Source organism: Blastococcus sp. URHD0036 (assembly GCF_000701365.1).
Taxonomy (GTDB): Bacteria; Actinomycetota; Actinomycetes; order Mycobacteriales; family Geodermatophilaceae; genus Trujillonella.
The window spans coordinates 79,896-106,361 of record NZ_JNIK01000004.1; the positions used below are offsets into that span (position 1 = coordinate 79,896).

Consider the following 26,466-nt stretch of genomic DNA (forward strand, 5'->3'; position numbering starts at 1 on the left):
CCTCCGCCCGGCCGGGGAGGACCCGTCCGCCCGGCGCCGGTGCGTCTAGGGTCGCGGACATGGGGGAGGCGCGGCTGGACATCGCCCGCGTCCGGGGCCGGTTCCCCGGCCTCTCCGACGGTCTCGTGCACGCCGAGGGCCCCATGGGCACCCTCCTGCCGGAGGACGTCGTGCACGCGGTCACCCAGGCGATGCGGGTCCCGGTGGCCCCGCGCGGAGGCGTGTTCCCCGCCTCGGCACGGGCGGAGGGCCTGGCGGCCGGCGCGCGGGCCGCGCTGGCCGACCTGACCGGGGGCGTGCCGGGCGGCGTCGTCCTCGGACCGAGCGCGACGGCGCTGACCTACGTCCTGGCCCGCGCCCTCGCCCGCACCTGGCGACCGGGTGACGAGATCGTGGTCAGCCGGCTGGACCACGACGCCAACATCCGCCCGTGGCTGCAGGTCGCCGAGCAGGCCGACGTCCGGGTGCGGTGGGCCGAGGTGGACATCGAGACCGGGGAGCTGCCCGCCTGGCAGTACGACGCGCTGCTCACGCCCCGGACCCGACTGGTCGCCGTCACCGCCGCCAGCAGCGCCATCGGCACCCGCCCCGACGTCGCCGGCATCGCCGCCCGCGCGCACGCGGCCGGCGCGCTGGTGTTCGTCGACGGCGTCCACGCCGTGGCCCACCACCCGGTCGACCGGGTCGCGATGGGGGCGGACTTCCTCACCGTCTCGGCCTACAAGTGGTGCGGCCCGCACGTCGGGGCCGTCGTCGCCGATCCGGCGGTGCTGTCGGGGCTGTGGCCGGACAAGCTGCTGCCGGCGCCGGACCGGGTGCCCGACCGGTTCGAGATCGGCGGGCAGCCGTACGAGCTGTACGCCGGGGTCACCGCGGCCGTGGAGCACCTGGCGAGCCTGTGCGGTGAGGCCGAGGGGGGTCGCCGCGAGCGGCTGCGGGCCTCGATGACCGCCGTCGCCTCCTACGAGGGCCAGCTGTTCGACTGGCTGGACCAGGCGCTGCGCGCGATGCGCCACGTGCAGGTGCTGGGTTCGGCGGCCGACCCCACCCCGGTGCTGTCGTTCACGGTCGACGGCATGCGGCCGCGGCAGGTGACGGCGGACCTGGCGCGCCGCGGCATCTGCGCCTGGGACGGCGACCGCTACGCCCGCGAGCTCTTCGACGCGCTCGGGGCCAGCGAGCAGGGCGGGACGGTCGGCCTCGGGCTGATGCACTACAACACCGCCGAGGAGGTCGGCTACGTGATCGACGCCGTGGCCGCGCTCCGCCCGCGCTGACCGGCACTCCATGACGGGTGAACCATCCGCCGTCCGGAGCCGTGCTCCCTGGCATCGGTGCCCGAGAGCGCGGGCCCCGCCGGAGGGAGATCCCCATGCGCAGGACGTTGATCGTTCCCACGGTCCTGGCGGCGGGCCTGCTGGTGCTGACCAGCTGCGGCTCCGACGGCTACGGGGGCGGAGGCGGCTCCGGGGCGGCAGCCACGAGCAGCAGCTCCACCTCCGGGAACGCCCTGCTGACCACGGCCGACACCGACCTCGGCACGATCGTCGTGGACGGGAGCGGGAGGACCGTCTACGTGTTCGACCACGACACGCAGGGCAGCGGCGCCAGCAGCTGCTCCGGCCAGTGCCTGCAGGCCTGGCCGCCGGTCGTCGCGGACTCCGCCGACCCGGTGGTCGACGGCGTCACGGGGGAGATCGGCACGATCACCCGCGACGACGGCACGCTTCAGGTCACCCTCGACGGATGGCCCCTGTACCGCTGGCAGGGCGACGCGGCACCCGGTGACACCACCGGACAGGGCGTGCAGGGTGTCTGGTGGGTGGTGGACACGGACGGCACCCGGATCACGGACGCCGCGGCACCGGACACGCCGGCATCCCGCAGCCCGGCGCCGAGCACCTCGGCGCCGGCCGGCCCGGTCTACTGACCGAGGAGGGCAGCCGGATGAGTGATCGGCCACGCCGGGTGGACGCGGGCTGATGCGCACGCGCGGCGGCGACGTCGGGGAGGAGGGCCTGCGCGCCCTCTACGACGAGCACGCCTCCGCACTGCTGGGCTACTCCCTCCGCCTCTGCGGGGGCGACCGGGCCCGGGCCGAGGACCTCGTCCAGGAGGTCCTCGTCCGGGCCTGGCGTCACCTCGACCAACTGGACGAGTCCGCGGCGCCGGTCCGGCCGTGGCTGTTCACCGTCGCCCACCACCTGGCGATCGACGCCCACCGGGCCCGCGACGCCCGGCCGGCGGAGGTCCCGGTCCACGACACCGGCGAGCTGCCAGGGCTCGACGAGGTGGAGCGCGCCCTCGACCGGATCGTCGTCGCCGACGCTCTGGACGCGCTCTCCCGGGAGCACCGGGCGGTGATCGTGGAGACCTACTACCGCGGCCGTACCGTCGCCGAGGCGGCTGCCGTGCTCGGGGTGCCACCGGGCACCGTCAAGTCCCGGTGCCACTACGCGCTCCGGGCGCTGAAGCTGGCCCTGGCCGAGAGGGGTGTGACGACGTGACCTGCCCCCAGGGGGCGACCGACGCCGGCGCCTACGTCCTCGACGCGCTGGAGCCGGCCGAGCGGGCCGGCTTCGACGCCCACCTGACCGGCTGCGCGGCGTGCCGGACGGAGGTGGACGAGCTGAGCGGGTTGCCGCCGCTGCTGGCCCGGCTCGACGCCGAGGAGGCCGCGGGGTCCCCCGTGCGGCCTCCCGCGGACCTGTACGACCGGGTGCGCGCGGCGGTGGCCGACGACGTCGGGCCGCGGCGGTCCCGCCCGCGGCGGCTGCTGCTGGCCGCGGCGGCCCTGGCGCTCGCGGTGGCCGGGGCGGTGGTCGGGGTCGTGCCGTGGAGCGGGTCCGCGTCCGCGCCGGTCCTGCACACCGTCACGGCCGGCGACACGCGGGTCACCGTGGCCGTGACAGGTGACGACGACGGCACCGGGCTCGACGTCGTCGTGGCGGGGCTGCCCGGCGGCACCGAGTGCCGGCTGTTCGTCGTCGACGGAGCGGACGACTGGCACGCGACCGGGGAGTGGGCCGCCGACCCCGCCGGCCGGGCGCGGTTCCGGGCCTGGACGCCGGTCGCCCGCGACGAGCTGACCGGGGCCGTCCTCCTCGACGCGTCGGGCGGTGAGCTGGTCCGCGTGCCGCTCTGAGCGTCAGTCTTCGGGGAGCAGCAGCACCTTCCCGATGTGCCCGCTGGCGGCGACGAGCTCGTGCGCCTCGGCCGCGCGCGACATCGGCAGCCGCCGGTCGACGATCGGCCGCACCACGCCCCGCTCCACGTCGGGCCACACGTCGTGCCGCACGGCCGCGACGATGTCGGCCTTGCCCCCGGGCCCGGTCGCCGGCCGCGAGCGCAGCGTCGTCGCGTGCACCGCGGCGCGCTTGCGCATCAGCAGGCCCAGGTCCAGCTCGGCCTTCGTCCCGCCCTGCATGCCGATGCACACCAGCCGCCCGCCGGTGGCCAGCGCCTCGACGTTCCGGGCCAGGTACTTGGCGCCCATGATGTCGAGGACGACGTCCACGCCGGCGCCGTCGGTCTCCGCCCGCACCCGCTCGACGAAGTCCTCGTCCCGGTAGTTGATCGTGACGTCGGCGCCGAGCTCGCGGCAGAAGTCGAGCTTGGCGGCGCTGCCCGCGGTGGTGAACACCCGGGCGCCGGCGCGGGCGGCCAGCTGGATCGCCATCGTGCCGATGCCGCTGGAGCCGCCGTGCACCAGGAAGCTCTCGCCGCGACGCAGCCCGGCCAGCAGGAAGACGTTGGACCACACGGTGCAGACGACCTCGGGCAGGGCGGCGGCGGTGGCCAGCTCCACGCCGGCCGGCCGCGGGAGCAGTTGCCCGGCCGGGACGGCGACCCGCTCGGCGTACCCGCCGCCGGACAGCAGGGCGCAGACCTCGTCGCCCACCTGCCAGCCGGTCACGCCCGGGCCGACCTCGCTGATGATCCCGCTGCACTCCAGGCCGAGGACCTCGCTGGCGCCCGGCGGCGGCGGGTAGAAGCCCTGCCGCTGCAGCAGGTCGGCGCGGTTGACCGCGGTGGCGACGACGTCGACCACCACCTCGCCCGGCCCGCAGACCGGGTCGGGGACCTCGCCCCAGCCCATGACCTCGGGACCGCCGGATCCGTCCAGGGTGACCGCTCGCATGCGGCGACAGTAGAAGGTCCCTCGTGCTCCGCGGGTCCCGGTGCCAGGCTCATGGGTGTCCGCCGGTGCTCAGCCGCGGCCCCGTGGTCCCCGGCGGTCGCTGGAGGTGCCCCATGACCGCCGTCCCCCCGCCCGTGTGGCCGCAGGCTGCTCCCTCCCGCCGCTGGGGCGCCGGCCGCGTCGTGGCCCTGGTCTTCGCGATCCTGCTGCTGCTCCCCGGGGTCGGCCTCGTGCTCGGCGGGGGGCTGCTCCTGTGGGCCGACGGTCCGGGCCGCGACGACGACGGCTACCTGACCACCCCGGACGACGACTTCTCCACGACCGGGTCGGCGCTGGTCAGCGAGAACATCGAGCTCTCCGACACCGGCACCGACTGGGCGCTGGTCGAGTCGTGGCTGGGCACCGCCCGGCTCGACGTGACCGGAGCCGACGGCACCGACGTCTTCGTCGGCATCGCGCCGGTCGCAGAGGGACAGGCCTACCTGGAGGGGGTCGCGCGGACGGTCGTCGACGACCTGGGGTCCGGAGCCGACAACGGCCGGCTCGTGCCCGGCGGAGAGCCGGCCACCCCGCCCGCCGACCAGGACTTCTGGGTCGCGCAGAGCAGCGGGACCGGTGCCCAGCAGCTGACCTGGGACCCGACGGAGGGCGACTGGCTGCTGGTGGTCATGAACACCGACGGCTCGGCGGGCGTCTCCGTCGAGGCGGGCATCGGTGCGACGGTCCCGGGCCTGACCGGCCTCGCCTGGGGGGTGCTCATCGGCGGCGTCGTCCTGCTGCTGATCAGCGCCCTGCTGTTCGTGCTGGCGTTCCGGCGCGGCCGCCGGCCGCTGCCGCCGACCGGCTCCTGGGGGCCCGCCCCCACCGGACCGCCCCCGGCGTGGTCCCCGCCCCCGCCGGTGGACCGGCACACCGCGCGCGACGCGACCGCCGCGCCGCCGGTCACGCCGGGCGCCGTCAACCCCGACCGGCCGGCCTGACCCGGACGCGCGTCGGGCCGGCCCGCGGCCGAGGCCACGGACCGGCCCGACCGGACGTCAGGCGCGGGCCTTGAGGTCCTTGCGGAGGATCTTCCCCGCCGCGGACTTGGGCACCTGCTCGATGAACTCGACGAACCGGATCTTCTTGTGCGGGGCCACGTGCTCGGTCATGTAGGCCATGACCGCCTCCTCGGTGATCTCCGACCCCGGGGAGCGGACGACGAAGGCCTTGGGCAGCTCCTCGCCGCTCTCGGCGTCCTTGACCCCGATGACGGCGGCGTCGGCGATCTCCGGGTGGTTGATCAGCACGGCCTCGAGCTCCGCCGGGGCCACCTGGTAGCCCTTGTACTTGATCAGCTCCTTGACCCGGTCGACCACCGTGTACCGGCCGTCGGCGTCGACGACGGCGACGTCACCGGTGTGCAGCCAGCCGTCGGCGTCGAGGGTGTCCTCGGTGGCCTTCTGGTTGTTGAGGTAGCCCTTCATGACCTGCGGCCCGCGGACCCACAGCTCGCCGCTCTCACCCGGGGCGGCGTCCTCGCCGGTGCCCGGGTCGATCAGCCGGCACTCGGTGTTCGGGATCGCGTACCCCACCGAGCCCTTCGGCACGTCGGTGGTGACGCCGGGGGGCTGCCGGCCGATGTCGGGCGTGGTGTGCGAGACCGGCGACAGCTCGGTCATCCCGTAGCCCTGGGCCACGGTGACGCCGTCCGCAGCGCCCTTGCGCAGCCGCTCCTGGGCGGCGAGCGCCAGGTTCTCGTCCAGCGGCGCCGCACCCGACATGACCGACGCCAGCGACGACACGTCGTAGGAGTCGACCAGCGGGTGCTTGGCCAGCGCCAGCAGGATCGGCGGCGCCACGTAAGCGCGGGTGATCTTGTGGTCCTGGATGGTGCGCAGGAAGTCCTCGAGGTCGAACCGCGGCAGCGTCACCACGGCCCCGCCCCAGGCCAGGCCCTGGTTCATCAGCACGGTCAGGCCGTAGATGTGGAAGAACGGCAGGACGGCGATGATCCGCTCGTCCTCGCCCAGGTCGATCAGCGGCCGGCACTGGGACACGTTGGCCACCAGGTTGCGGTGGGTCAGCATCACGCCCTTGGGCAGGCCCGTCGTCCCGCTGGAGTAGGGGAGCGCGACCAGGTCGTTCGCCGGGTCGATGTCCACCTGCACCGACGGCGCGTCGCCGCCGAGCAGGTCCAGCATCCCGGCGTGGCCCTCCATGCCGTCGAGGACGATCACCTCGTCGACCGGCGTCTTCTCCACCGCGGCGCCGGCGCGGTCCATGAAGAGCGAGATGGTGATCAGGACCTTGGCGCCGGAGTCCTTGAGCTGGAAGGCGATCTCCTCGGGCGTGTAGAGCGAGTTGATCGGCGACATGACGCACCCGGCGGCGGCGATGCCGTGGAACACCACGGGGAACCACTGCGTGTTCGGGCAGAAGACGGCGACGACGTCGCCCTTGCGCAGGCCGCGGGCGTGCAGGTTCGCGGCGACGCGGTCGACGTAGGCGGCGAGCTGGCCGTGCGTGATCGTGTCGCCCTTGAGCCCGTCGATCAGGGCCGGCGCGTCCGGCCGGTCGCGGCCGGCCGCGAGGACGAACTCCGGCACGGAGACGTCGGGGATCTCGACGTCGGGATACGGGCTGTTCAGGGCCACGTGGCCTCCTCTTCGGTGCAGGTGTGGCGCCAGTCTCACACCGGAGACGAACCCGGGCATGCCCGGGTTCCCGGGCGGTACCTCAGCGGGGCCAGAGGACCGACTGCGTGCACCGGAACAGGGCCAGCGTCCGGTCGCCGGCGGTCACCACGGCGTCCCAGACCTGCGTCGTGCGTCCGGCGTGCGCGTTGGTCGCCACGCAGCTGATCCGGCCCTCCCGGGCGGTGGCGAGGTGGTTGCTCTTGAGCTCGATGGTCGTGAAGCCCGTCGACCCCCCGGGCAGCAGCGCGCGGGTGGGCAGGCCGCAACTGGTGTCGGCGAGGGTCACGACCGTGCCGGCGTGCAGGTACCCGTTGGGCGCCAGGTGGTCGGGGCGGACGTCGAGGTGGCTGGTCAGCCGTCCGCGCTCGTGGCTGTCGACGACGATGCCCAGGAGTCCGGGCAGGGTGCCCGGGAGGAGGTCGTTCAGCTCGTCGGCGGTGAGGAACCCGGTGGCGGACATGCACGGCAACCTAACGACGGCTCGCGGCCCGGATGCCGCCGCATCGTCGTGACTGCCGCGCTGCCGCGCGGCGGTCGTCGCCACACCGCGGCTGTGCCGCCGCGCGGGAAAGGTGCCGAGCGCTACGCCAGGCCGCGGACCGTCCTCGCCGGGGGCCGGTCGCCACGGATGGAGGCCACCATGTCCAGCGTCTGGCGGGTGGGCGCGACGTCGTGCGCGCGGAAGACTCGGGCGCCCAGCCAGGCGCTGATCGCCGTCGTGGCCAGCGTGCCGGTCAGCCGCTGGTCGAGGACGACGTCCAGGGTCTCGCCGACGAAGTCCTTGTTCGACAGCGCCACCAGCACCGGCCAGCCGGTGTCGACGAGCTCGCCCAGCCGGCGGGTGGCCTCCAGCGAGTGCCGGGTGTTCTTGCCGAAGTCGTGGCCGGGGTCGATGAGCACCCGCTCGCGGTCGACGCCGGCCGCCACGGCTGCCTCGGCCAGCGCCGTCGTCCGCGTGACGATGTCGGCGACGACGTCGTCGTAGACGACCCGGTGCGGGCGGGTGCGCGGCGGCAGCCCGCCGGCGTGCGTGCAGACGATCCCCGCGCCGACCTCGGCGGCGACGACGGCGAGCTCGGGGTCGACCCCGCCCCAGGCGTCGTTGACGACGTCGGCGCCGGCGGCGAGGACCTCGCGGGCGACCTCGGCCCGCCAGGTGTCGATGGAGATCGGCAGCGTGGGGTGCGCGGCGCGGATGGCGGCGACCAGGTCGACGGTGCGCCGGATCTCCTCCGCGGCGTCGACCTCGTCACCGGGCGCGGCCTTCACCCCACCGACGTCCACCATGTCCGCGCCCTCGGCGACGACCTGGTCGACCCGCTCGACGGCCCGGTCGAGCTCGTAGGTCGCGCCGCGGTCGTAGAACGAGTCGGGGGTGCGGTTGACGATCGCCATGACGACCAGGTGGCCGTCGGGCACGTCGAGCGCGCCGATGCGGAGCAACCCGTTCCTCCCTCTCCCGAGCCGGTGTGGTGGAGTTCGCCAAGGTAATCGACCGAGAGGACAGGGCACATGGCGCAGACGGTTGTCGAGGGCATCGAGGGCGTGCAGGGCCTCGTCGGCCAGCACATGGGCTACAGCGACTGGGTGACGATCACCCAGGAGCAGGTGAACCAGTTCGCCGAGGCGACCGGCGACCACCAGTGGATCCACGTCGACCCGGAGCGCGCGAAGAAGGAGAGCCCCTTCGGCGGGCCCATCGCGCACGGCTACCTGACGCTGTCGCTGGTTCCCGGGTTGCTGCCCGAGATCGTGGACATGCAGGGCTTCCGGATGGGCGTCAACTACGGCACCGAGAAGGTGCGCTTCCCCTCGCCGGTGCCGGTGGGCGCCCGCGTGCGGGCCGGCGCCACCCTGGCCTCGGCGACCCCGTTCGACGGGGGGATCACCGTGAACATCGACGTCACGATCGAGATCGAAGGCGGCACGAAGCCGGCCATGGTCGCCACCGTCGTCTACCGCCGCTACCTCTGAGCCGGGTGGAGGAGATCCGTGGGCGTCACGCCCACGGATCTCCTCCACGTCAGACGAGTGCCTGGTTGACCAGCTGGCGGAGGAAGTTGCGGATCGGCAGCGTGCTCGAGGGCAGCAGCTGCGTGTAGAAGGTGACCGTCAGGTCCTCGATCGGGTCGACGTAGAACGCGGTGGACGCCGCCCCGCCCCAGCTGTAGTCGCCGACGCTGGACACCACGCCGTAGCGGGCCGGGTCGAGGACCATCGAGAACCCGAGGCCGAACCCCACGCCCCGCAGCGGGGTCTCGGCGAACAGCGGCCGGCCGAACGTCTCCAGGTCCTGGTTCCCCGGCAGGTGGTTGCGGACCATGTGCGCCACCGTCCGTGACCCCAGCACCCGGCCCCCGTCGTGGGAGCCGCCGCGGCGCAGGCACTCGACGAACCGCAGGTAGTCCGCCGCGGTCGACACCAGTCCGCCACCCCCGGAGAGGAACGCGGGTTTGGACAGCGCGGCCTCGCCCATCGCGTCCAGCGGCGCGAACGTCGTCCCGGTGGTGGCGGGGACGGCGGCGTAGAGGCGGGCCAGCGAGTCGGGGTCGTCGTCCGGGCGGAGGCCGAACGACGTCTCGGTCATGCCCAGCGGGCCGAGGACGCGCTCGGCGAACACCTCGTCGAGCGGCTTGCCGGCCAGGACCTCGACGAGGCGGCCGAGCACGTCGGTGGAGACGCCGTAGTTCCACTCGCTGCCGGGCTGGAAGACCAGCGGGATGGCCGCCCACTGCCGGCAGACCTCCGCGGAGTCGGCGCCCGGCGGGCTCCCCCACTCGAACCCCGCGGCCCGGTACATCGCGTCGACCGGATGCGCGTGGTGGAAGCCGTAGGTGAGCCCCGCGGTGTGGCTCAGCAGGTGCCACACGCGGATGGGCTCCATCAGCGGGGCGGTGACCGGCTTCTGCGCCGAGCCGGCGACGTACACGCGGGTGTCGGCGAACTCCGGCAGCCAGGTGCTGATCGGGTCGGTGAGCTGGAAGGCGCCCTCCTCGTACAGCGACATCGCCGCCACCGAGGTCACCGGCTTGGTCATCGAGTAGATGCGCCAGCGGGTGCCGGGCTCGACGGGGAGGCCCCGCTCGACGTCCCGGTGCCCGTACCGGCCCACGTGCGCCAGACGGCCGGCGCGGGAGACGGTGACGAGGAAGCCGGGGAGCCGCCCCTCGTCGACGAAGCGGGCCAGCCGCCGGTCCAGGCGCTCCAGTCGCGCGGGATCCAGACCGACCTCTGCCGGGTCGGTGTCCACCTGCAGTTCCGTCACCCCGTCGTCCTCCCTCGATACAGCGAGTCCCCCCTCACCGTGCACGGTGAGGGGGGACTCCGCAGTCCGGGGGGTGTTACTTGACCGGGACGCTGCTGGCGGCCTTCTTGAGGTTCGAGCCGGCGGTCACCTTGGCGGTGTGGGCGGCGGCGATCTCGATCGACTCACCGGTCTGCGGGTTGCGGCCGGTGCGGGCGGAGCGCTGCGAGCGCTCGACGGTCAGCAGGCCGGAGATGGTGACCTTGTCGCCGCGGGTGATGGCGTCGACGAGCTCCTCCTGGAGGCCGGCGATCACGGAGTCGACGGTCGAGGCGGGCACGTCGGCGCGCTTGGCGATGGCGGAGACGAGTTCGGCCTTGTTCACGGGGGTCCTCTCGGATGGGTGGCCGGCGCCGGGAGTCCGGCGCCCGGTCGGTGCGGACGGGTCCGTCTCCTCGCCGGGCGGGCCGGGAGAGGCGGACCGGGGGCGCACGTTGCCATGTCTGCCCGGAATCCCGCCACTGTGGGGGGAGGAACGCCTCGCAGGTCACAGCCGCCCCAGGGCGGCCGGACACCCCGGCACCTACGGTGGGGACGTGCCTCGCATCCCCCGGACGGACCTCGTCGTCAGCGATCTGTGCCTCGGTGGCAACGTCTTCGGGTGGACGGCGGACGAGCCCACCTCGCATGCCCTCCTCGACCGGTTCGTCGACGCGGTGCCGAGCACTTCTCGGCCGATGGTCGACACCGCGGAGATGTACGGCAACGGCCGGTCGGAGCAGATCCTCGGCGGGTGGCTGGCCGGCGCCGGGCGGCGGGACCGCGTCGTCGTCGCCACGAAGGCCTCGCCGGGGCGCAAGGAGCACCCGCTGTCGGCGGCCGAGATCCGCGCCGCGGCCGAGCGGTCGCTGACCAACCTCGGCACCGACCACATCGACGTCTACTACGCCCACTACGACGACGACAGCACGCCGCTGGAGGAGACGCTCCGGGCGTTCGACGAGCTGGTGCAGGCCGGGAAGGTCCGGTACGCGGCGACGTCGAACTACTCCGCGGCCCGGCTCACCGAGGCGCTGGCCACCGCGGAGCGACTGGGCGTGACCGGCTACGTGGCGCTGCAGCCGCACTACAACCTGATGGAGCGGGCGGTCTACGAGGACGAGCTGAGGGACGTCGTCGCCGGTGCCGACCTCGGGTGCTTCCCCTACTTCGCGCTGGCGAAGGGCTTCCTGACCGGCAAGTACCGCGCCGGCGAGCAGATCGACTCGCCGCGGGCGAAGGGTGCGGCGGCGTACGTGGGGGAGCGCGGCGACCGGGTGCTGCGGGCGCTGCGCGAGGTCGCCGACGCGCACGGGACGACGGGCTCGGCGGTGGCGCTGCGCTGGCTGGCCGACCAGCCGACGGTCACCGCGCCGATCGCCAGCGGTCGCTCGGTCGACCAGCTGGCCGACCTGCTGCCGATGCTCGACCTGGTGCTCACCGACTCCGAGCGCACCGCGCTGACCGACGCCTCGGCGCAGTAGCGGAGTACGGGAGCGCAGGTTTCCTGCGCTCCCGCACTCCGGTAGGTCAGTGGATGTGCGCGCGGACGGCGGCCACGAGGTCGGCGGAGACCTCGGTCAGGCCGTGGTCGGCGGCCGCGTGGGCGGCCACCTGGCTCAGGATGCCGGGCTCGTCGGGAGCGCTGAACGAGTGGCTGCAGCCGGGGACGACGTCGCCACAGGCGAAGGTCTTCACGGGTTCTCCTCGGGGGAAGGGGGAGTGCGGGGGAGGTGGTGCGCGCCCCGGGGCTGAGGGCGGGTCATCGGGTGCGGCCCGGTCAGCGGGTGCCTGCCGCCGCGGTGACGAGGTCCTCGACACGCAGCAGACCGACGACGCCGCCGGTCTCGTCGGTGCAGACCACCGGGTCGAACCGCTGTGCCGGCGAGCGGGTCATCGCGCGGGCCAGCGTCTCGGTCGCGCCGGCGGAGAGCCGGACCCGCAGGGAGACGGGGGCGGTGTACGCCTCGGCGGTCCGCGGGTCGGCCAGCCGCAGCGCGAGCGGCTCGCCGAGCGGACCCACGAGGACGGCCGGGGGGACGAGAGGGGCGGGCTCCTCGGCCGCGCACTGGCGCACCGGCCGGACCAGCGGGGCGACGCTCTCGGTCAGCCGGGCGCGGGCGGTCTGCGCCGTGATCAGCCGGACGACGTCGGGGTCGAGCTGACGGAACTCGGGGGCGGGGCGGCCGAGCAGCCAGCCCTGGGCCAGCGGGGTGCCCAGCCGGGCGAACGCGGCCAGCTCGCCGGGGGTCTCTATGCCCTCGGCCAGCAGCCAGGCGTCGATCCGTCCGGCGAACTCGCCGACCAGCTCGGCCAGGGCCAGCTTCGTCGGGTCGGTGTCGACGTCCTGCACCAGCGCGCGGTCGAGCTTCACCAACTGCGGGCGGACCGTGGTCATCTGCTGCAGCCCGGAGTACCCGGCGCCGGCGTCGTCCAGGGCCACCAGCGCGCCGCGGACGCGCAGGCCGTCGACGTGCCGGCGGAGCGCGTCGACGTCGTCGACCGCGGTGTGCTCGGTCAGCTCGACGACGATCCGCGCGAGGTCGCCGACGGAGTGCAGGGCGTCCTGGATGGGCGCCGTCCCCAGCAGGTGCGGGCTGACGTTCACGGTGAGGAAGGTGTTGGGCGGCAGAGCGTCGCGGGCGGCCAGCGCCTTGTGCACGGCCAGCGCCTCCAGCTCCGGGCCCACGCCGGCGTCGGCCGCGGCCGCGAACCAGACGTCGGGGGTCGCGGTGCCCGGGAAGCGGGACAGGGCCTCGTAGCCGGCCACGCGGGCCCCCGCGAGGTCGACGATCGGCTGGAAGACCAGCGTGAGGTCGTCGGGGTCGGCCAGCAGCGGACGGCAGTCGGGCAGCGCCCTGCTGCGGGTGGAGATCGCCGTCATGGACTCCCCATCGGATGGCGCCGGGTCGCGGTTGACGCGGGACGGCCGCTTTCACCCCCCAGAGGGAGGGCCACGCCGCGAGTCGGACGGATACGTTCCGGATGCGCGTGTCAGCATGGTCGCCGTTCGCGCCCGGCTGGCGGTCGCGGGCGCGTCAGCGAGGAGGAACCGTGCCCGGCCCGGTGCCCTCCGCCGTCCCCGATCCGCTGTCGGACCCGCATCGGATCGCCGCGGCCCGTCGGCTGTTCCTGGAGGTCCCCGGCCCGGCGGCGTTCGACCGGCTCTCCGGCCTGGCCGCGCGGCTGCTCGGCGTGGGCCACGCGAAGGTCACGATCTTCACCGACGCCGACACCGTCGTGGGCGGGCACGGCCTGCCGCCGGGCGTCGTGGGCGGCCCGGCGCTGCTCACCGGGGCGCTCTCGGCGATCACCGTGCGCGGTGCCCAGCCGCTGGTGGTCCCCGACGCGGCCGCCGACCCGGCGGTCGCCGACCTGCCGGCCGTCACGTCGGGGCAGGTCGCCGCCTACCTCGGTGCGCCCCTGGTCTCCGCGTCGGGGCACGTGGTCGGCGTCCTCGCGGTGTACGACGAGACGCCGCGGGAGTGGACCGAGGACGACGGGGAGCTGCTGGAACAGCTGGCCACCTCCGTCGTCGCCGAGCTCGAGCTCTCCGCCGCGAAGTCGGCGATCGGCACCTCGGCCGCCCGCCTCTCGATCGCGCTCGAGGCCAGCGGCATCGGCATCTGGGAGCGGGACCTGCGCACCGGGGCGGTGACGTGGGACGAGCGGTGCGCGGCCGTGTTCGGCATGGACCAGGCGCTGCCCGCCACCGACATCGAGGCGGTGCTCGCCTCCCGGGTGCACCCCGACGACCACGAAGCGGTCCGCAAGGAGATGGAACGGGCGGACACGGAGACCGGCGAGTACGCCCTCGAGTCCCGGGCCGTGCGCGCGGACGGCTCGGTGCGCTGGACGGTGTCCCGCGGCCGCGTCGTCCGCAACGCCCGCGGCGAGAAGATCCGCATGATCGGGACGATCCTCGACGTCAGCGAGGCGCGGGAGCAGTCGCAGCGGCGGATGGCCGCCGTCCAGCGGGCCGCGGCGATCGCCGAGGTCGCTGCCGAGATGGCCAACGCGACCGCCGTCCGGCAGCTCGCCGACATCGCCCTCCGGGGTGCTGCCGTGCTGGGCGCCTCGTCCAGCGGCCTGACGGTGCAGGAGCCCGGCGGCGGGCTGCGGCTGCACCTGACCCGGCAGCTGGTCGACACCGTGGCCAGCGCGGCCGACGTGCAGCTCCCCCCGGAGGGCGTGGTCCTGCCCCCCGAGGACGAGGACCTGCCCCACGTGCACGTGACCCGGACCGGCGAGCGGCTGTTCTTCGCCGATGCACGCCAGGCCGAGACCCGGTTCCCGCGGATGGCCGAGATCAACGAGGCCCTCGGCACACGGGCGCTGGCGGTCCTGCCGCTGCGGGTGGAGGGCCGGCTGCTGGGCAGCTACGCGGTCGTGTGGGACACCCACCACCACGGCTTCGCCGACGAGGACGTCGAGCTGCTGGACGGTCTCACCGCGCAGCTCGCCCTGAGCGTGTCCCGGTTGCAGGCCGATGCCGAGCGCGACGCGGCCAACCGGCGGCTGCAGCTGCTGGCCGACGTCGGCCGGGTGCTGTCCGGGGACTTCGACATCACCCGGCAGGTCACCCAGCTGGCCGAGCTCGTGGTGCCGGCGCTCGGCGACTGGTGCTGGCTCGTGGTCACCGACGAGCAGGGCCGCATGGAGGAGCTCGCTTCGGCGCACCGCGATCCCGACCGCGCCGGCCAGCTGGCCGAGTACGTGCACGCGATGGTCGCGGTGATGACCGACGACGCCACGGCCCGGATCGTCACCCGGACCGGGCGGCCGCTGGTGCTGCCGCACATCGACGCCGAGCGGATCCGGCTGGCCCTGCCCGACGAGGAGACCCGGTCGGCGCTGTCCCGGCTGGACATGGAGGGCGGCGTGGTCGTGCCCCTGGTGGCCCGCGGCCGGACCATCGGCGCCCTCGGCCTGTTCAACGGGGTCGACCGCGGCGAGCACACCCAGGACCAGGTGGACGCCGCCGTGGAGGTGGGCCGGCGGGCGGGTCTCGCCCTGCACTCGGCGCGGCTGCACGCCCAGCAGCGGGACCTCGCCGACGCGCTCCAGCACAGCATGCTCACCGCGCCGCCGGCGGTGGCCGGCTGCCAGGTCGTGGTGCGCTACGTGCCCGCGGCGGCCGGCGCGGACATCGGCGGGGACTGGTACGACGCCTTCGCCCAGGAGGACGGGACGACGGTGCTGGCCATCGGCGACGTCGTCGGCCACGACCGGCACGCCGCCGCGGCGATGGGACAGGTCCGGAGCCTACTGCGCGGGATCAGCCACGCCACCGGGGCGGCGCCGGCGGAGGTGCTCACCCGGCTGGACCGTGCCATCACCGGGCTGGTGCCCGGTGTCATGGCGACCGCCATCGTCGCCCGCCTGGAGCGCCCGGCCGGGATCTCCGCGGGCGCGGTCCTGATGCGCTGGTCCGACGCCGGCCACCCCACGCCGGTGGTCATCGCCCCGGACGGCGCGGTCCAGGTGCTGGACCTCCCCGGTGACCTGCTCCTGGGCGTGGACGCCTCGTCGGCCCGCTCCGACCGCTGCCTGCTCCTCCCCGCGGGAAGCACGGTGCTGCTCTACACCGACGGGCTCGTCGAGCGCCGGGACCGCGACCTCGACACCGGCACCGGCGAGCTGGTGGCGGTGCTGGAGCAGGCCGGGGGCCTGCCGCTGGAGGAGCTGTGCGACCGGGTGCTGGAGCGGCTGTTCCTGCCCGACGCCGAGGACGACGTCGCCCTCCTCGCCCTCAGAGTCGGTTGAGTCGCGTGATCCGTCGTCCTCCGGACGACACCGCGACCAGGAGCCGTCCCCGGCTGCGCTGAGCCCCGCCGTCGCTTCGATCGCGGGACCCTCCGGGCCCCACTCCTCGGCGACCCCGCCTACACGGCGGTGACGGTGTATTCGTGGCCGGCCGCGCGCAGCCGGTCGGCCAGCACGGTCCCGAGCGCGCTCGCCGGGGTCAGCGACCCCGCGCGGTCGGGCAGCCGCTCCCCGTCGAGGGCGAGGGCGAGCGCGCTCTCGCCGAGCATGACCGCCGTCGCCTTGTAGCCGGGGTCGCCCTTTCCGGCCGCGGTCGCCCGGTACCGGCGGCCGGACTCCGTGGTCGCGTCGACCTCCATGCGGAACCAGCCGCGCTCGCGGGTGGCCTCGTCCGGGCCCGTGCCCGGCGCGGGCAGCACCCTGTCCAGCAGCGCGCGGGTCGGCCCGAACGACATCGCCCCCAGCGCACCGGCCAGCCCGGCGGTGACCGCGACCGCGGTGGCCGCGCCGGAGATCCCCCGGCCGGCGGCCATCACCTCGCCGTAGCGCAGGCCCCGGCCGTAGGACCAGTCCTGGACGGCGTTGCTGCGGCGCACGATCCGGGTGTTGAACGAGGCCATGACGAACGGGGCGGTCCAGCGGCCGTCGCTGTCGCGGGAGGGCGGGCCGGCGTCCGCGGGCTGGCGGGTGCTGGGCTCGGCGTTGCGGTCGGGGCTGAGGGCGAACGGGTCGCCGACCACCTCGCGCAGCGACCGGTCGAGGCCCACGGCCTCCACCTGCGCCCGCAGCGAGTCGATGGTGCCGCCGCTGAACCCGCCCTTGACGGTGGCCACCAGCCGGACGTCGGTCAGGCCACCGGCGTCGTCCGCCCGCGCGCACTCGGCCAGCAGGAGCACCGCCAGGTCGGAGGGGACGGAGTCGAAGCCGCAGGCGTGCACGATCCGTGCGCCGGACTCCCGGGCGGGAGCGTCGGTGCGGGCGATGGCGTCGCGGGCGAACAGCACCTCCCCGGTCAGGTCGGCGTAGTGCGTGCCCGCGCGGGCACAGGCCTCGACCACCGGCAGGCCGTAGCGGGCGTAGGGGCCGACCGTCGTCGCCAGCACGCGGGTGCTCTCGGCGAGGGCGGCGATCGCAGCCGGATCGCGGGAGTCGGCCACGACCAGCGGCCAGTCCCGCGCCGCGGCGGGCAGCCGCGAGCGGACGGCCTCCAGCTTCTCCCGGGACCGCCCGCCGAGGGCGATCCGCAGGTCGGCCGGTGCGGCTCCGGCGAGGTAGGCGGCCAGGAGTTCGCCGACGAAGCCGGAGGCGCCGTAGACGACGAGGTCGTGCTCTCGGTCGGGCATGGGCCCATCCTCACCGAGAGCGCCGGGCCCCGCCCTCCGGTGGCACGGGGTACTCGTGCCCTGGTGGCGCGCGCGCCGAGGGGAGGAACGTGCCTCCGGTCGAGCGGGGGAGGGACTCCCAGAGGACGGCGCCATGGAACTGATCCGGTCCACCGACGGCCGCTACGACGAGCTGCGCGAGGTGTTCAACGCGGCGATCGACCGGAGACCGGCGGTGATCGCCCGGTGCGCCACGCCACAGGACGTCGTCGACGCCCTGCGCCTGGCCCGGGACGGCGGTCTGGCGGTCGCCGTCCGCGCGGGGGGCCACTCGGTCGCCGGGTTCAGCACCAACGACGGCGGGCTGGTGATCGACGTCCGGCCCATGGACGGCATCGAGGTCGACCCGGATTCGCGGACCGTCACGGTCGGCGCGGGCGTCACGTGGGGGGCGTTCGACCGGGCGACGCAGGAGCACGGGCTCGCGACCACGGGCGGACGCGTCTCCACGACCGGCGTGGCCGGGCTGACCCTCGGCGGCGGCTCCGGCTGGCTGGAGCGCCTGCACGGGCTGACCTGCGACAACCTCCGCTCGGTTGATCTGGTGACGGCGGCCGGCGAGCAGGTCACCGCCAGCGCGACCCAGGAGCCCGATCTGTTCTGGGCACTGCACGGCGGCGGCGGCAACTTCGGCGTCGCGACGTCGTTCACCTTCGACCTCCACCCGCTGGGCCCGACCGTGCTCGCCGGCCTGCAGCTGTGGCCGGGCAGCGCCGGCCGGGACCTGGCCCTGGCCTACCGCGACCTGATGGAGACCGCGGACGAGCGGCTGGGCAACGCCCTGGTGTTCCTCACCGGCCCGCCCGAGCCGTTCGTGCCCGAGCACCTGCAGGGGACGACGGTCGCGGGGATCGCCCTGATGTGGGCGGGGGACGTCGACGACGGCATGGAGGCCACCCGTCCCTTCCGCGACCTGCGGCCCGAGGTCGACCTCGTCGGGCCGATGCCCTACGCCGGCTTCCAGTGCATGATCGACGACCCGCCGGGTCTCCAGCAGTACTGGAGCGGCGACTACCACGACGCCATGCCCGATGACGCCGTCGACGTCTTCGTGAAGTACGGCTCCGACCGGGCGTCGGCGCTGACGCAGCACCTCATGGTGCGGTGGGGCGGGGCGATCGAGCGGGTCCCGGACGACGCGACGCCGCTGGGCCACCGGGCCGCGCAATGGGTCACGCACCCCTTCGCGACGTGGGAGGACCCGGCCGACACGGCGGCCAACGTCGCCTGGGTGCGGGCGTTCCGCGAGGACATCGACCGCTACACCAACGGCGGCACGTACCTGAACTTCATCGGCGCCGAGGGGCAGGACCGCATCCGGGCGGCCTACGGCGAGGCCAACTACGCCCGGCTGGCCGGCATCAAGCGCCGGTTCGACCCGGAGAACACCTTCCGCGGGAACCAGAACATCGAGCCGGCCTGAGCCCCAGCGGAGTCGCTCGAGTGCGCATCCCGCGCTCGAGCGACTCCGACAGGACTACTGCCCCGGCGGGACGTCGACGGCGGTGGCGGTGTCGTCGGGCGCCTGGGCACCCAGCTCCGCGCGCAGCTCGGCGTCGTGGGCGGCCATCGCCTCCTGGCGGCCGGCCTCCTCCTCGAGGATCGCCGCGTTCTTCCACGCGTGCGGGATGGCGAAGGCGTCCACCAGCGTCGACATGTGCGGCCGCAGGTCCTTCAGCAGCTGGTTCACCGCGCCGGTGACCGCCTTCGAGCGCGCCGGGGTCAGCTGGCCGTGCTCGAGGAACCAGCCCTTGTCCTCCTCGATGGAGTGCAGCGCGTAGAGGTCGCACACCGCCGACAGCAGCTCCCTCGCGTCGGGGTCGGTGGTCCGCTCGATGCCCTCGACGAACGCCTCCAGCACGATCCGGTCGATGTGCGTCTGGGCGGTGCGCAGCACGTGGTCCTGCACGTCGTTGAACATGTCGAACGGCTCCATGCCGTCGGTCTCGGAGTTGCGCCGCAGCCGCCGGATCGCGCCCTCGAGGGTGTGCTTCTCGCGGAACTCGAACATCTTGAGCTGCCAGCCGCGGTCGAGCAGCGGCACCTCCTCGTCGCGGCCGGGGACGGCGTCGACCAGCCGGGCGATGAGCCCGCGGGCCGCCGTCCGCTCCAGGACCGTCTCGCGCACCATGTCGGCGAAGAACGAGACCTTCCCCCACCCGTCGAGCGAGCCGAAGGCGTCCCGGTAGCCGGTGAGCAGGCCCTTCGCGACCAGCTGCAGCAGGACGGTGTTGTCGCCCTCGAAGGTGCTGAAGACGTCGGTGTCGGCCTTGAGCTGGGGCAGCCGGTTCTCCGCCAGGTAGCCGGCGCCGCCGCAGGCCTCGCGGCACATCTGGATGGTGCGGGTGGCGTGCCAGGTGTTGGCCACCTTGAGGCCGGCCGCCCGGGACTCGAGCTCGCGCTGGGCGGCCTCGTCGATCTCCTGGCCGTGCTCGTGCACCGCCGTCTGCACGTCGTGCATCGTTCCGACCAGTTCCTCCTGCGCGAAGTGCAGCGCGTAGGTGGTGGCCAGCGCCGGCAGCAGCTTGCGCTGGTGCACGAGGTAGTCGTTGACGACGATCTCGCGGTCCCGGCCCGGCGCGGCGAACTGGCGGCGCACGTCGCCGTAGCGGACGGCGATGTCCAGCGCCGTCTTGGTGGCCGACCCGGCGGCGCCGCCGACGCTGACCCGCCCGCGCACCAGCGTGCCCAGCATGGTGAAGAAGCGGCGGGTCTCGTTCTCGATGCTCGAGGTGTACGTGCCGTCGGCGGCGACCTGGCCGTAGCGGTCCAGCAGCATGTCCCGCGGGACCCGCACGTGGTCGAAGCTCAGCCGGCCGTTGTCGACGCCGAGCAGGCCCGCCTTGGGGCCGTCGTCGCCGATCGTCACGCCGGGGCACGGGCTGCCCTCGTCGTCCCGGATCGGGACCAGCCAGGCGTGCACGCCGTGGTTGGTGCCCCGGCTGACCAGCTGCGCGAAGACGACGGCCATCCGGCCGTCCTTCGCCGCGTTGCCGATGTAGTCCTTGCGGGCGGCCTGGTGCGGGGTGTGCAGGTCGAAGGTCTGCGTCGCGGGGTCGTACTCGCAGGTCGTCCGCAGCTGCTGGACGTCGGAGCCGTGCCCCGTCTCGGTCATCGCGAAGCAGCCGGGGAGGGCGAAGCTCATGATGTCGGGCAGGTAGGCGTCGTGGTGCCGCTTGGTGCCGAGCAGCTGGACGGCGCCGCCGAACAGCCCCCACTGGACGCCGGCCTTGACCATCAGCGACAGGTCGCCGAAGGCCACCATCTCGATCGAGGTCACCGAACCGCCGGCGTCGGCCTCGCCGCCGTACTGCTTGGGGAAGCCCAGCCCCACCCGCCCGGTCGCGGCGATCTCGCCCGCCAGCCGGGTGATCCGCTCCCGCGCCTCCTGCATGGACTCGCCGTACACCGGGGCGTACTTCGCGTCCCCGAGCTGCTCGCGGGCGTCGCGGCGCACGTGCGCCCAGCGTCCGTCGAGCACCTCCTGCAGGCGAGCGGGGTCGACGCTGCGGGGCAGGGACTGCGTCACTGTTCCTCCTGGGTCGTGCGGTTGCCGGGAACGGCGCCTCGGGGAGCTCCGCCCGGGAGCACACCGGCGAGGCCGGCCCAGGCGAGTTCGGTGAGGTGGGCGGCGAGATCCGCCCGGATCATCGGTCGGTCGGCGCGCAGCCACCAGTCGGCGGCCGAACGGACCAGGCCGACCAGCCCGTGGCCCCACGGCCCCGCCGGAGCCGGGTCGCGGCCGGCCCGCGCGAGCGCGTCGGCGACCAGGGCCGCCGCCTGCTCGCCGACGAGGTCGGACAGGGAGCTGATCGGGTCGGCATCGACCGGACGGTCGAGCAGCGGGTGCGAGACGACGAAGCGGTAGAGCTCCGGATCGGCCTCGAGGAACGCCAGGTAGGTCTCGATCGCGGCCCCGACCCGGGCGCGGGGATCGGTGCTGCTGGCCATGGCCTCGCGCAGCCGCGCGGTCAGCTGCCCGGCGACCCGGGCGCACACGGCCACGTACAGCTCGCCGCGGTCGGCGAAGTGCCGGTAGACGACGGTCTTGCTGGTGCCGGCGGACGCGGCGATCTCGTCCATCCCGACACCGGCGCCGTGCCGGGCGACGGCGGTCAGGGTGGCGTCGACCAGCTGCTCGCGGCGGGCCCGGCGGTGCTCGTCCCAGCGGGAGTCCCGCCGGTCGCGGGCGAGCGGCCGGGGCTCGGACTCGCGGCGCTCGCCGCCGGGCTCCGATGTGCGAGGGGAACGGAGCTGCGTCACCTTGTCCTGCGACGTCGATTTCACCGCCTCGGCTTTCATGTAACCCAAGGTACCGAGTACCATCGGTACCTGCAACGCGAGATCACCCGACCCGGAGGTCCTCATGGCCACCACCCGCAAGGCCGCGATCGTCGGCGGCAACCGCATCCCCTTCGCCCGGTCCAACTCGGCGTACGCGCAGGCGTCCAACCAGGACATGCTCACCGCGACGCTCGACGGTCTGGTCGCGCGGTTCGGGCTGCAGGGCCAGCAGGTCGGTGAGGTCGTCGCCGGCGCCGTCCTCAAGCACGCGCGGGACTTCAACCTGACCCGCGAGTCGGTACTCGGCTCCGCGCTCGACCCGCGCACCCCCGCCTACGACGTCCAGCAGGCCTGCGGCACGGGGCTGGAGGCGGCGGTCCTCGTCGCGAACAAGATCGCGCTGGGCCAGATCGACTCCGGCATCGCCGGTGGCGTCGACACCACCTCGGACGCGCCACTCGCCGTCGGCGAGGACCTGCGCCGCATCCTGATCTCGCTGAACAGCGCCAAGACGGTGCAGGACCGGCTCAAGGCCATCGCACGGATCCGCCCCGGCATGATCGCCCCCGAGATCCCGCGCAACGCCGAGCCGCGCACCGGCCTGGCCATGGGGGAGCACGCCCAGCTCACCGCGCACGAGTGGCAGATCGGCCGCGAGGAGCAGGACGAGCTGACCGTCCGCTCGCACCAGAACATGGCCGCCGCCTACGAGCGCGGCTTCTTCGACGACCTGGTGACGCCGTTCCTGGGGCTCTCTCGCGACCAGAACCTGCGGCCGGACACCTCCCTGGAGAAGCTGGCGACGCTGAAGCCGGTGTTCGGCAAGGCGCTGCCCGAGGGCGCCGAGGCCACCATGACGGCGGGCAACTCGACGCCGCTGACCGACGGTGCCTCGGCGGTGCTGCTGGCCTCCGACGAGTGGGCCGCCGAGCACTCCCTGCCGGTGCTCGCCCACCTCGTCGACGCGCAGACCGCCGCGGTCGACTACGTGCACGGTGGCGAGGGCCTGCTCATGGCGCCGGTCTACGCCGTGCCGACGATGCTCGCCCGCAACGGCCTGACCCTCCAGGACTTCGACTTCTACGAGATCCACGAGGCCTTCGCCTCCACCGTGCTCGCCACGATGAAGGCCTGGGAGGACCCGGCCTACTGCAAGGAGAAGCTGGGCCTCGACGCGCCGCTGGGCTCGATCGACCGCGCCAAGCTCAACGTGCACGGCTCCTCGCTGGCCGCGGGTCACCCGTTCGCCGCGACCGGCGGCCGGATCGTCGCGTCGCTCGCGAAGACCCTCCACGAGGCGGGCCCTGGGAAGCGCGGCCTGATCTCCATCTGCGCCGCCGGCGGTCAGGGCGTCGTCGCGATCCTCGAGTCCTGACCCCGCTCCGCACGTTCCACGTGCAACCCCGCGGTCCCCGCACCGCGGGGCTGCACGTCTCCTGGAAGGACCCGCACCGTGGCTGACTGGTACACGAACTTCGCGAACTCCGGCTTCGGGACGACGGTCACGAAGCAGCTCGGCTTGCCGCGGCCGGCGGTCCTGCGCCGGTACGAGCCGGGCCGCCCCCTCCTGCCGGGCCCGGTGGTGATCGGCTCGGCCGGGAGCGGCCGGCTGCGGGAGACGCTGACCCGGGTGGTGACGGACGCCGGTGGAACGGTGCTCCCCGCGGTCGAGCCCGACGGCGAGAAGCCGGCCGCCGTCCTCCTCGACGCCACCGGCGTGACCGGCCCCGGCCAGCTCGTCGCCGCGCACGACTTCCTCGCCCCGGCCATCAAGCGCCTGCGCGCCTCCGGACGGGTGCTGGTCCTCGCCGACCCGCCCGCGGACGCCGACTCCCCGGCCACCGCCGCGGCCCGGCAGGCACTGGACGGCCTGGTCCGGTCGATCGGCAAGGAGCTGCTGAACGGCTCGACGGCGAACCTGGTCTTCGTGCCCGAGGGTGCGGAGAGCTCGCTCGCCTCGCCGGTCCGCTTCTTCCTCTCCGGTCGTTCCGCCTACGTCGACGGTCAGGTCGTGACCCTCTCGGCCGCGGACGTGCCCACCGGCGAGGACGCCGACAGGCCGCTCGCCGGCCGGGTCGCCGTCGTCACCGGCGCGGCCCGGGGCATCGGCGCCGCCATCGCGCGGGTCATGGCCCGCGACGGCGCGCACGTGGTCGCCGTCGACATCCCGGCCGCCGGCCAGTCGCTGGCCGAGGTCGCCAACGAGGTGGGCGGGACGGCGCTGCAGCTCGACATCACCGCCGCCGACGCACCGGCCCGGCTGGTCGAGCACCTCCGCGAGCGGCACGGCGGGGTCGATGTCGTCGTCCACAACGCCGGTATCACCCGCGACAAGCTGCTGGTCAACATGGACGCCGCCCGCTGGAACTCGGTGATGGCGGTGAACCTGCAGGCGCAACTGGACATCACCGAGGCGCTGCTGGCCGCCGAGGGCGTGCTGCGGGACGGCGCCCGGGTGGTCTGCGTGAGCTCGCAGTCGGGCATCGCCGGCAACCGCGGTCAGACCAACTACGCCGCGAGCAAGGCCGGGATCATCGGCATGGTCCGCGCCTGGGCGCCGGCGTTCGCCGCGCGCCGGGCCACCATCAACGCGGTCGCGCCCGGGTTCATCGTCACGGAGATGACCGCGAACATGCCGTTCGGCACCCGCGAGGTCGGCTCGCGGATCAACTCCCTGCAGCAGGGCGGGCTCCCCGTGGACGTCGCCGAGACGATCGCTTGGCTCGCGCAGCCGGGCAGTGCGGGCGTGAACGGCCAGACCGTGCGGGTCTGCGGCCAGTCGATGCTGGGGGCCTGACGTGGCCACGACCGTGCTCGACGGGCCGCCGAACATGGCGGCACTGTTCGCCAGGGCGGCACTCACCTCGCGGGGTCGCGGCGGGGACCTGCCGGAGACGCGGCTGGCCCGCCACGGCGTCGCGGTCGAGCCGGCGGAGGTGGCCGCCTACGCGCGGATCTGCCGGTTCCCGTTCGGCGACGCGCTGCCGGCCACGTACCCGCACCTGCTGACGTTCCCGCTGCAGATGGCGCTGATGAGCGACCGGGCCTTCCCGCTCGCGCTCCCCGGGCTGGTGCACGTGCGCAACCGCATCGACCAGCTCCGGCCGATCGGGCTGGGTGAGGAGCTGGACCTCGAGGTCTGGGCCGAGCGGTTCGCCCGGCACCGCAGCGGCGCGACCGTCGACCTCTGCGCCTCCGTCTCCGCCGGCGGCGCGGAGGTGTGGCGCGGCCGGTCGACGTACCTGGCCCGCGGCGCGACGGCGCCCGAGGGTGCGCCGGAGGCCGATGTGGACGTCGAGGTGGGGGTGCTGCCGCCGGCGACCATCACCTGGCGGATCCCCGACGACGCCGGCCGCCGCTACGCGAAGGTCTCCGGGGACGTGAACCCGATCCACCTCTCCGGGCTGACCGCGAAGGCCTTCGGGTTCAAGCGCGCCATCGCCCACGGCATGTGGGTGGAGGCGTGCGTGCTGGCAGCCGTGGACAACCGGCTCCCCGACGCGTTCACCGTCGACGTGGGCTTCCGCAAGCCGCTGTACCTGCCCTCGACGGTCACCCTCGCCACCGCTGTCCGCGAGGGTGGCTGGGACGCCGCCGTCCGCAACGCGAGGGCCGGCACCGACCACCTGTCCGCCACGATCCGACCGCTGTAAGCGAGGGACCCATGCCCGTCTCGTTCGATCTCACCGAGGACCAGCTCGAGCTGCAGAAGTGGGTGCACGAGTTCGCCGCGAACGTCGTCCGCCCGGCGGCCGACGAGTGGGACGAGCGGGAGGAGTTCCCCTGGCCGGTGCTGCAGGAGGCGGCGAAGATCGGGCTCTACTCGCTGGACTTCTTCGCGACCCAGTGGTTCGACGAGTCCGGGCTCGGCATCCCGGTCACCATGGAGGAGCTCTTCTGGGGTGACGCCGGCATCGGCCTGGCGATCGTCGGCACGACGCTGGCCGCCGCCTCGGTGCGCGCCAACGGCACCGACGAGCAGGTCGGCCAGTGGATCCCGGCCATGTTCGGCACCGAGGCCGAGCCGAAGGTCGCGGCGTTCTGCTCGAGCGAGCCCGACGCCGGGTCCGACGTGGGCGCGATGCGCACCCGCGCGGTCTACGACGAGAAGACCGGCGAGTGGGTGCTCAACGGCACCAAGACCTGGGCCACCAACGGCGGGATCGCCGACATCCACGTGGTCAACGCGGTCGTCGACCCCGAGCTGAAGGCCCGCGGGCACGCCAGCTTCGTCGTCCCGCCGGGGACGCCGGGCATCAGCCAGGGGCAGAAGTTCCTCAAGCACGGCATCCGCGCGTCGCACACGGCCGAGGTCGTGCTCGAGGACTGCCGGGTCCCGGCCGACTGCCTGCTCGGCGGCCGGGAGAAGCTCGACGAGCGGCTCGCCCGTGCCCGCGAGGGCCTGAAGAGCGGTCGCACCCAGCCGTCGATGGCCACGTTCGAGCGCACCCGCCCCGCCGTCGGCGCCCAGGCGGTCGGCGTCGCCCGGGCCGCCTACGACTACGCGCTGGAGTACGCCAAGCAGCGCGAGCAGTTCGGCCGCGCGATCATCGAGAACCAGTCCATCGCCTTCATGCTCGCCGACATGAAGACGGCCATCGACTCCGCGCGGCTGCTGGTCTGGCGGGCCGCCTGGATGGCCCGGGTGGGCAAGCAGTTCACCGCCGCCGAGGGCTCGATGTCCAAGCTCGTCGCGGGGGAGACGGCCGTCCGGGTGACCGAGCGGGCCATGCAGATCCTCGGCGGCAACGGCTTCACCCGCGAGTACCCGGTCGAGCGGATGGCCCGCGACGCGAAGATCTACACGATCTTCGAGGGGACCTCGGAGATCCAGCGACTGGTCATCGCGCGGACCATCTCGGGGGTGCACGTCCGCTGACCCGCGTACCGGATCTGGCTCGGACTGAACTGAGTTCGACAACCGCGGGCCTA

24 protein-coding genes are annotated in these 26,466 nt (G+C 74.2%); 13 read left to right on the forward strand and 11 right to left on the reverse strand.

The genetic code is table 11. The features are described 5' to 3' along the window. Window positions 1-59 precede the first annotated feature (59 nt). The 4 genes from N555_RS0104075 (at window position 60) to N555_RS26580 (ending at window position 3,145) form a co-directional block, all read left to right on the forward strand. On the forward strand, window positions 60-1,277 hold the full coding sequence (locus N555_RS0104075; RefSeq protein WP_029430228.1) for a cysteine desulfurase-like protein: 1,218 nt from the start codon (window positions 60-62) through the stop codon (window positions 1,275-1,277). Window positions 1,278-1,372: 95 nt separating this feature from the next. Continuing rightward, complete coding sequence (locus N555_RS0104080; protein ID WP_051683718.1) at window positions 1,373-1,930, forward strand: COG4315 family predicted lipoprotein; 558 nt, start codon at window positions 1,373-1,375, stop codon at window positions 1,928-1,930. 52 nt (window positions 1,931-1,982) lie between these two features. Beyond that, window positions 1,983-2,507: a sigma-70 family RNA polymerase sigma factor gene (locus N555_RS0104085; RefSeq protein WP_051683719.1), complete on the forward strand. Its 525-nt coding sequence runs from the start codon at window positions 1,983-1,985 to the stop codon at window positions 2,505-2,507. Then, window positions 2,504-3,145: an anti-sigma factor family protein gene (locus N555_RS26580; RefSeq protein ID WP_051683720.1), complete on the forward strand. Its 642-nt coding sequence runs from the start codon at window positions 2,504-2,506 to the stop codon at window positions 3,143-3,145. Before N555_RS0104085 ends, N555_RS26580 begins: the two co-directional genes overlap by 4 nt. A 3-nt stretch (window positions 3,146-3,148) precedes the next feature. Here the strand turns inward: N555_RS26580 and N555_RS0104095 are convergent, their stop codons facing one another. Next, the gene (locus N555_RS0104095) at window positions 3,149-4,141 is read right to left on the reverse strand and encodes an NAD(P)H-quinone oxidoreductase (protein ID WP_029430232.1); all 993 of its coding nucleotides are present in this window, start codon (window positions 4,139-4,141) and stop codon (window positions 3,149-3,151) included. 113 nt (window positions 4,142-4,254) lie between these two features. Between N555_RS0104095 and N555_RS0104100 the strand changes: the two genes are divergently transcribed. Further along, window positions 4,255-5,121 carry a hypothetical protein gene (locus N555_RS0104100; RefSeq protein ID WP_051683721.1) on the forward strand — a complete coding sequence of 289 codons (867 nt, stop codon included), beginning with the start codon at window positions 4,255-4,257 and terminating at the stop codon, window positions 5,119-5,121. A 57-nt stretch (window positions 5,122-5,178) separates the two neighbouring features. Here N555_RS0104100 and N555_RS0104105 read toward each other — a convergent pair whose 3' ends face one another. The 3 genes from N555_RS0104105 to folP form a co-directional block, all read right to left on the reverse strand. Beyond that, a complete protein-coding gene (locus N555_RS0104105) occupies window positions 5,179-6,777 on the reverse strand; it encodes an AMP-binding protein (RefSeq protein ID WP_029430234.1) in 1,599 nt (532 codons plus the stop codon). Between the two features lie 82 nt (window positions 6,778-6,859). Further along, complete coding sequence (locus N555_RS0104110; protein WP_029430235.1) at window positions 6,860-7,279, reverse strand: PaaI family thioesterase; 420 nt, start codon at window positions 7,277-7,279, stop codon at window positions 6,860-6,862. A gap of 122 nt (window positions 7,280-7,401) precedes the next feature. Next, window positions 7,402-8,262, reverse strand: a complete 861-nt coding sequence (gene folP / locus N555_RS0104115; protein WP_029430236.1) for a dihydropteroate synthase — start codon at window positions 8,260-8,262, stop codon at window positions 7,402-7,404. 69 nt (window positions 8,263-8,331) lie between these two features. Here folP and N555_RS0104120 point away from each other — a divergent pair, with 69 nt between their 5' ends. Further along, window positions 8,332-8,793 (forward strand): MaoC family dehydratase, encoded by a 462-nt coding sequence (locus N555_RS0104120; RefSeq protein WP_029430237.1) that lies wholly within the window; start codon window positions 8,332-8,334, stop codon window positions 8,791-8,793. 49 nt (window positions 8,794-8,842) lie between these two features. Here N555_RS0104120 and N555_RS0104125 read toward each other — a convergent pair whose 3' ends face one another. After that, a complete protein-coding gene (locus N555_RS0104125) occupies window positions 8,843-10,084 on the reverse strand; it encodes a serine hydrolase domain-containing protein (protein WP_029430238.1) in 1,242 nt (413 codons plus the stop codon). Window positions 10,085-10,160: 76 nt separating this feature from the next. Then, entirely contained in the window at window positions 10,161-10,448 is a 288-nt protein-coding gene (locus tag N555_RS0104130) for an HU family DNA-binding protein (protein WP_029430239.1), read from the reverse strand. A 211-nt stretch (window positions 10,449-10,659) separates the two neighbouring features. Here N555_RS0104130 and N555_RS0104135 point away from each other — a divergent pair, with 211 nt between their 5' ends. Further along, complete coding sequence (locus N555_RS0104135; RefSeq protein ID WP_029430240.1) at window positions 10,660-11,586, forward strand: aldo/keto reductase; 927 nt, start codon at window positions 10,660-10,662, stop codon at window positions 11,584-11,586. Between the two features lie 46 nt (window positions 11,587-11,632). Here N555_RS0104135 and N555_RS27290 read toward each other — a convergent pair whose 3' ends face one another. Both N555_RS27290 and N555_RS0104145 read right to left on the reverse strand, forming a co-directional pair. After that, the gene (locus N555_RS27290) at window positions 11,633-11,800 is read right to left on the reverse strand and encodes a DUF1059 domain-containing protein (protein ID WP_081865972.1); all 168 of its coding nucleotides are present in this window, start codon (window positions 11,798-11,800) and stop codon (window positions 11,633-11,635) included. Between the two features lie 82 nt (window positions 11,801-11,882). Continuing rightward, on the reverse strand, window positions 11,883-12,986 hold the full coding sequence (locus N555_RS0104145) for an EAL domain-containing protein (RefSeq protein WP_034508738.1): 1,104 nt from the start codon (window positions 12,984-12,986) through the stop codon (window positions 11,883-11,885). 170 nt (window positions 12,987-13,156) lie between these two features. On the opposite strand from N555_RS0104145, the gene N555_RS0104150 reads away from it, so the two are divergent. Next, complete coding sequence (locus tag N555_RS0104150; protein WP_029430242.1) at window positions 13,157-15,868, forward strand: SpoIIE family protein phosphatase; 2,712 nt, start codon at window positions 13,157-13,159, stop codon at window positions 15,866-15,868. Window positions 15,869-15,987: 119 nt separating this feature from the next. Here the strand turns inward: N555_RS0104150 and N555_RS0104155 are convergent, their stop codons facing one another. Then, entirely contained in the window at window positions 15,988-17,211 is a 1,224-nt protein-coding gene (locus N555_RS0104155) for a saccharopine dehydrogenase family protein (protein WP_029430243.1), read from the reverse strand. 133 nt (window positions 17,212-17,344) lie between these two features. Between N555_RS0104155 and N555_RS0104160 the strand changes: the two genes are divergently transcribed. After that, a complete protein-coding gene (locus N555_RS0104160; RefSeq protein WP_029430244.1) occupies window positions 17,345-18,673 on the forward strand; it encodes an FAD-binding oxidoreductase in 1,329 nt (442 codons plus the stop codon). A gap of 54 nt (window positions 18,674-18,727) precedes the next feature. Here N555_RS0104160 and N555_RS0104165 read toward each other — a convergent pair whose 3' ends face one another. Together N555_RS0104165 and N555_RS0104170 are read right to left on the reverse strand one after the other, a co-directional pair. Beyond that, entirely contained in the window at window positions 18,728-20,779 is a 2,052-nt protein-coding gene (locus N555_RS0104165; protein WP_029430245.1) for an acyl-CoA dehydrogenase family protein, read from the reverse strand. Further along, entirely contained in the window at window positions 20,776-21,552 is a 777-nt protein-coding gene (locus tag N555_RS0104170; protein WP_081865974.1) for a TetR family transcriptional regulator, read from the reverse strand. The genes N555_RS0104165 and N555_RS0104170 overlap by 4 nt, the downstream gene beginning before the upstream one ends. A gap of 64 nt (window positions 21,553-21,616) precedes the next feature. Between N555_RS0104170 and N555_RS0104175 the strand changes: the two genes are divergently transcribed. From N555_RS0104175 to N555_RS0104190, 4 genes are all read left to right on the forward strand, one after another. Beyond that, the gene (locus N555_RS0104175; RefSeq protein WP_029430247.1) at window positions 21,617-22,909 is read left to right on the forward strand and encodes an acetyl-CoA C-acetyltransferase; all 1,293 of its coding nucleotides are present in this window, start codon (window positions 21,617-21,619) and stop codon (window positions 22,907-22,909) included. Window positions 22,910-22,987: 78 nt separating this feature from the next. Beyond that, the gene (locus N555_RS0104180; RefSeq protein ID WP_029430248.1) at window positions 22,988-24,331 is read left to right on the forward strand and encodes a 3-oxoacyl-ACP reductase; all 1,344 of its coding nucleotides are present in this window, start codon (window positions 22,988-22,990) and stop codon (window positions 24,329-24,331) included. Window position 24,332: 1 nt separating this feature from the next. Then, window positions 24,333-25,187, forward strand: coding sequence for a MaoC family dehydratase (locus tag N555_RS0104185; protein WP_029430249.1), 855 nt, complete (start codon window positions 24,333-24,335; stop codon window positions 25,185-25,187). 11 nt (window positions 25,188-25,198) lie between these two features. Continuing rightward, window positions 25,199-26,413, forward strand: a complete 1,215-nt coding sequence (locus N555_RS0104190) for an acyl-CoA dehydrogenase family protein (RefSeq protein WP_029430250.1) — start codon at window positions 25,199-25,201, stop codon at window positions 26,411-26,413. Window positions 26,414-26,466 lie beyond the last annotated feature (53 nt).